5 protein-coding genes and 1 pseudogene are annotated in these 6,000 nt (G+C 63.0%); 5 read left to right on the top strand and 1 reads right to left on the bottom strand.

The genetic code is table 11. From position 1 onward, the window contains the following. Positions 1–475: pseudogene (locus tag A39O_RS0127435) on the bottom strand (IS1634 family transposase); the annotation flags it as partial. A gap of 567 nt (positions 476–1,042) precedes the next feature. Here A39O_RS0127435 and A39O_RS0127430 point away from each other — a divergent pair. The 5 genes from A39O_RS0127430 to A39O_RS0127415 all read left to right on the top strand — a co-directional run bounded on the left by A39O_RS0127430 (position 1,043) and on the right by A39O_RS0127415 (position 5,706). Continuing rightward, positions 1,043–2,230 (top strand): DUF1624 domain-containing protein, encoded by a 1,188-nt coding sequence (locus A39O_RS0127430; protein WP_026199782.1) that lies wholly within the window; start codon positions 1,043–1,045, stop codon positions 2,228–2,230. A 946-nt stretch (positions 2,231–3,176) separates the two neighbouring features. Next, complete coding sequence (locus A39O_RS0127425) at positions 3,177–3,830, top strand: peroxiredoxin (protein WP_020507863.1); 654 nt, start codon at positions 3,177–3,179, stop codon at positions 3,828–3,830. Between the two features lie 221 nt (positions 3,831–4,051). Beyond that, the gene (locus A39O_RS0127420) at positions 4,052–4,579 is read left to right on the top strand and encodes a ferritin (protein ID WP_040528933.1); all 528 of its coding nucleotides are present in this window, start codon (positions 4,052–4,054) and stop codon (positions 4,577–4,579) included. Positions 4,580–4,595: 16 nt separating this feature from the next. Then, positions 4,596–4,718, top strand: a complete 123-nt coding sequence (locus A39O_RS43290) for a hypothetical protein (RefSeq protein WP_281170109.1) — start codon at positions 4,596–4,598, stop codon at positions 4,716–4,718. A gap of 157 nt (positions 4,719–4,875) precedes the next feature. Continuing rightward, positions 4,876–5,706, top strand: a complete 831-nt coding sequence (locus A39O_RS0127415; RefSeq protein ID WP_020507861.1) for an urease accessory protein UreD — start codon at positions 4,876–4,878, stop codon at positions 5,704–5,706. Positions 5,707–6,000 lie beyond the last annotated feature (294 nt).

The raw sequence follows: 6,000 nt of genomic DNA, 5'->3' as shown, positions 1-6,000 counted from the left end.
GGTCGAACCAGTGCCGGTGCAGGCGCCATTCGCTGCCGGGGTCGATCAGGCGGTACGCCACCAGGGTCTTGAGGACATTTAACCAGCGTGTGCCCTTGCGGCTGGGTGGCAGTCGCGACGCCCAGAAGGTGTCCAGTTGCAACAGATCCCACAGCCCACACGCCACCCAGCACGCGCCCCACTGCCGCGGCTGGCGCAACTGCAATTCGCTCAGCTTGACCTGGACCACCGCACAGGCCAGCTCCGGCGCCTGGCGATCCTCCGGAAACAGGGCCAGCTGGGTGGCGGCGCCCGCGTCCTCGTCAAAGACGGCAATCGAACGGCACCAGGCCGCTCGCTGGGCGTCGTTGATCTCCCCGAGGTACAACACGTGGCGCTGTACGACCCGCCCGTCCGCCACGCGGCGGTTCTCCACCACGCTCCAGTAGCGGTGCTCTTTGCCGTCTTTCTTGCGGGTCTTGGATCGCAGAAACATGCCGAATAGTGTCAGAAAAACGGCCGCCCGGATCAAGGACCAAAGTCGGCACTACAGCCGTTTTCGCGCGCCATGGTCTCGCTTGCTCAGGTACTTACCCTAGCATCAAGAGCCAAAATGGCCCCAAAATGGCGGAATCCTGGGTCGAATAGTCGAAGTCGGGCTAACGGGCGGACCAGGCGACGCGGCCCGAGGAGGTCTTACCGCCGCCCAGCTCCGGCAAATGCTGGACCCGGCGCGGCATCGCGGGCGGCATAACGGGCTCAGTCCCCCGCCGCGTCGGGCGAGCCGCAGCAGCGAATGCGCGTGATCAAGGGTTGTCATAGCGTAGGCATCCCTCACGGGCGGTGTTCGCGATCGGTCTCAGGGGAGCAAACCCCTATCCCTGGAATCCCCAATATCCTCAACAGCCTGACCCTCGGCCGCCGCCGCTGCATGTCCGACAGGCTGCAACCCGTGGCCTGCCGTGCCACAATTGCGATGACCAGTCCGCTCCGCCCGGCCCCGTGGAGTGCCGACAACCGTTTTTCGTGTTCTGGTTCCTTGTTGCCCGAGCAGGTGCCCATCATGGCTGAGGTTCTCATATCGCCGCAACGCGCCCGATTTGAAAGTATCGACGTGCTGCGCGGCATCGTGATGGTGATCATGGCGTTAGATCATTCGCGTGATTTTTTCTCCAACTCGCACGCGTATTTCGATCCGATTGATGTCGCTCAGACTAGTGTGGCTTTTTTCCTGACCCGCTGGATCACCGATTTCTGCGCTCCCGTATTTGCTTTCCTGGCTGGATTGGGTGTCTACCTGTCGGCCGCTCGCGGTAAGCCGAAGGCAGTGGTCGCGCGGATGCTGGTAACCCGTGGGCTCTGGCTGGTTTTGCTGGAGCTGACCTTGGTCCGCGTCGCCTGGTACTATAACTTCGACTTCACGCTGCTCAAGGCCGGCGTGATCTGGAGTCTAGGGTGGTCCATGGTCGCATTGGCTGGAATCATCTATCTGCCCACGCGGGTGATCCTGATTCTGGCCTTGTCGATGATTGTTGGGCACAATTTGTTGGACAGCCTGCGGCCCGAAGATTTCGGATCATTCGCGGGTCTGTGGACCGTACTGCACGGTACCGGATATGTTCCACTGTTCGGGGATGTGCGTCTGCTGGTTGTCTACCCGCTCATTCCCTGGATCGGCATCATGGCAGCCGGGTATGGGTGTGGCCCGGCCTCGGGGTGGCCGCAGGGCATCCGGCGCCGGCGGGTGTTCCTGATCGGTCTGGGCATGACCATTGCCTTTGTCCTCATTCGCACGCTCAACGGCTACGGGGATCTGCATCCATGGACCGCTCAGCCGAATCCGGTATTTACGTTTCTGAGCTTTCTGGCCTGCGCGAAATACCCTCCATCCTTGTGCTATGTCCTCATGACCATGGGGCCGGCATTCATACTGCTGGCAGCCCTGGACCGTCCGTCCCTGCCGGGTATGATCCAGCCGTTCGCCATCTTCGGGCGGGTTCCTTTTCTTTTTTATGTCCTGCATTTACCGCTGTTGCACGCCATGGCGATCGCCTGGGCCACCTGGCGCTACGGCGCCGCGCCATGGTTGTTCGCCAACCCGCCGAGCCCGCCCTGGCCCCATGATTTCCATTTTGATCTGGCGCTAACCTACGGAGCCTGGGTGCTGTGCGTACTGTTGCTTTACCCCGTATGCCGCTGGTTCGCCAGGATCAAAGCGACGCGCAAGGATTGGTGGCTTTCTTATCTGTGATGCGGGGGACGGTGCGGGTGGGATCGGAAACTGACCCGCGACGCGACGGGCGCCGACGCAGCCGATCTCTTCCAGCATTGCCAGCAACTCGGCATGGGTGCGTTGCGCGGGGTCGTAGTGAACAGTGATGTTGCCCGCGCGGGTGTTCACGGCCACGGCGTCGATCCCTGTCGACTCACGCAGCCGACCCACCGCCGCCTCGATCTTGCCGGGCTGACAGCGGAAGGACTGGGTCCGGACCCGCAGGCGTCCGGGGACATGATGGCTGTAGCGGCTCATGGCCGGTTGTCCACATAAAGTTACAGAGAATAAGAACGAGTCTCAACAGCTATACATGCTCCTAACATAAATGAAAATAGGTCGCATTGCGGTTTTCGGGCGACTGGGATATTGGATTGGCGTCCACGCCGGCGAACTCGTCTTGAGCTATCCGGTTGGCGACAGTTGGCATGGCGAGAAGCTCGCCGATGGACGGTTGGAAGTTTGGAAATGACGAACAACCTGTATGTCATCAAAACCAATGGCGGCAGGTACGCCAGGATGCGCGTGTTCGCGGCGGGCGGCGGGATGGTTTCGCTCGAATACGCGAGTCATTACCGGCGTTAGCGCTGAACCATAGCGTTCAATATCGGGAGTATACGGAAAGCACAGTAACGATGCGCTTTTCCGTGTCCTTCCGTCGGGCCTTGATCGTTGTTCCGGCCATGCGGTCTCGTAGGGTGGACAAGCGCAGCGCAGTCCACCAGCGACGGCGCGGGATTCGGTGGACTGCGCTAGCGCTTGTCCACCCTACGGCCGGAACGATGATCAAGGCCGCCGGTTGATTGACTATTGTCAATAGCTATTTGCGATAGTCGCGATTCAGCCAAACGATTTTGCAGACGCAATGGAAAATACTAAAGTGCATTCAAGCGAATCACCCTGACCGACAACGGAGTCGAAAACCATGACGATCGAAATCAACGCCATTCCCGCCATGCCGCGTCTCAATGAGCCGGCACCAGCCTTTGACGCCCCCACCACTCATGGCCGCAAGACCTTGGAGGATTACCGCGGCAAGTGGCTCGTATTGTTCTCCCACCCGGCCGATTTCACCCCGGTTTGCACCACCGAGTTCATGGGCTTCGCCCGCCGCCACGCGGACTTCCAGGCCATCGGCTGTGACCTTCTGGGCTTGTCCATCGACAGTCATTACAGTCATGTTGCCTGGGTACGCAACATCAAGGAAAAGTTCGATGTCGAGATCGATTTCCCGATCATCGCCGACCTGTCCATGCAGGTCGCCAAGGCGTATGGCATGATCCAGCCCGGTGCCAGTGACACCTCGGCGGTGCGGGCAACCTTCGTGATCGATCCCAATGGGGTGCTGCGGGCCATGCTCTACTACCCGATGAGCAACGGCCGCTCGATCGACGAGATTCTGCGCCTGGTCAGGGCCATGCAAACCTCGGATACCCACAAGGTGGCGACTCCGGAGAACTGGCAGCCGGGCGATAAGGTCATCGTGCCGCCGCCGGGTACGGTCGCCGAGGCCGCCGCGCGGGTCGCCGCCGGTGAGCATGAGTGCGTCGATTGGTACTTCTGCAAGAAGTCACTGTGAGCGGTCGTCCACGGGACGGGGGCTGACGCGTTGACCAGCGACAGGGGACGCCGCGGCGCTCCTTGTCGCCGGCCGCCTGGAATTCGCCGCGGTCTCCCGCGACGTCTTGAAAAACGGCAGCCAAAGGTCACGTACAGGATCAGACGTGGCGGCCGACGCACGCAGCAGCACCCGCGGCCGTCGACCCAGCCGAATCCAACCGCAGCAGGAGACCGCCCCCGATGATTTCAAAAGACATGGCGACGCTGATCAACGCCCAGATCAACCGCGAAATGTACTCAGCCTACTATTACCTGGGGCTGTCGGCGCAGACTGAAGCGATGAATCTCAAGGGGACCGCGGCTTGGTTCCTGGCCAAGCACGGCGAAGAAATGACCCATGCGTTGAAGATGTTCAGGTACCTGATCGATCAGGATGCCGCCGTGACGCTGAAGGCGGTCCCGGTACCGGAGACCGTGGGGAGCGTGGTGATGGAGATTTTCGAGCGCACGCTCGAACACGAGCGCGGGGTGACCCGCTCGATCAACGACCTGGTCGACCATGCGCTGACCGAGAAGGACCACGCGACCAACGTGTTTCTGCACTGGTTCGTGACCGAGCAGATCGAGGAGGAGGCGACGGTGAAAGACATCCTCGGCCGCCTGCGGATCTTCGGCGATCAAGGCCAAAGCTTGCTGATGATCGACAACGAACTCGCCGCGTTGGCGCAACAGATCAACCAGGCCGCCGCGACGGCCGCGGCCCAGTGACGCACCGCCTACGACCATGAGCAAACAGCCCGGCAAGTGCTGCAAGAAGTACAAGGACGGCAAGCGCTGCAAGGATTGTCCGAAATCCCCGAAAGCAACGGTCACTTCCGTGACCGCCAGTCGCGGACTGCATCCCTGAGGTGGCGGATTGACCTTGGCAGTTTAGCCGAGTTCGTCGCGGGTGCCCCAGCCCAACACGGCAACACCCGCGTGGGTCCGCGGTGCGCTAGGATGCGCCGAGCGTTCAAGCCGCCCGTGGAGTTCCGGACCCCTTGACCAACCACCCCGACCCAGACATGGCTGTCGCCCGCGCAGAACCCCAAGGCTGGCAAGCCCGACTCGAACTCGGGTTTGCCGAGCGGTCCGGTCGGACCCGGCTCGCCCATAAACGCCAATTCGGCCCGCTCACGGTCCAGCGTCCTTTCTATCCGGAGGGCGGCGTCTGCCACTGCTATCTGTTGCACCCGCCCGGCGGCGTGGTGGGTGGGGACCGGCTGGAGGTCGCGGTCCAGGTGGGGGGGGGCGCCCATGCGCTCATCACCACCCCGGGTGCGGCGAAGTTTTACCGCAGCGCCGGCCCGCGGGCGGAGCAGGTCCAGCGGTTGATGGTGGCCGCGGACGGGGTGCTGGAGTGGTTCCCACAGGAGAACATCCTGTTTTCGGGTGCCAACCTGCGGCTGCACACGGCGGTCGAGTTGGCCGCGGGCGCCCGTTTTCTGGGCTGGGAAATCCAGTGTCTGGGACGGCCCGCGGTGGCCGAGCGCTTCGCCGTCGGGCAGGCGGATTTGCGTCTCGACGTGCGGCGCGACGGCGTGCCGCTGCTCCTGGAGCGGTTGTGGTTGGACCATGGCGCAGGGCTCGACGGCCCCACGGGTCTGCGCGGCTACCCGCTCACCGCCACCTTATTGGCGACCGGCGCCGCTGCCGGCGACCTGGCGGCGGTGCGCACTCACGCGGGTGCGGCGGAGATTCTGTGGGGCGCGACCCTGGTCGGCGACCTGCTCGTCGTGCGCGCCCTCGCCCAGGGCAGCGAGCCCGTGCACCGGCTCTTCACCGCCTTATGGGGTTTGCTGCGGCCCCGGTTGATCGGTCGCCCGGCCTGTGCGCCGCGGATCTGGTCGACCTGATGACCTATTGAACACAGGTTTGCAGACGCGACCTCTGGTGGATGCGGCGCGCGCGACCGCCGTGCCGGGTCCCTGACACCGAGCGGCGCGCCTTATCCACCCTACAACGGAGCCGGTGTTGTAGGGTAGATAAGCGCAGCGCATCCACCATCGGCTTCGCTGCCGCCCAAATTTTGAACTGCTGACTCAGCCCCCGGTACCGGCTTTTCCTCGCGCTTTGGGGCATACTTGGTGCCGGACTGCGCGGGCATGCGGCTGGTCGGCCGCGGAACGGGTCCAACCCATCGCCCGTCT

This window comes from Lamprocystis purpurea DSM 4197 (assembly GCF_000379525.1).
Lineage (GTDB): Bacteria > Pseudomonadota > Gammaproteobacteria > Chromatiales > Chromatiaceae > Thiodictyon > Thiodictyon purpureum.
The sequence above is the reverse complement of the archived record's forward strand: the minus strand, read 5'-3'. Positions and strand labels throughout refer to the sequence as shown.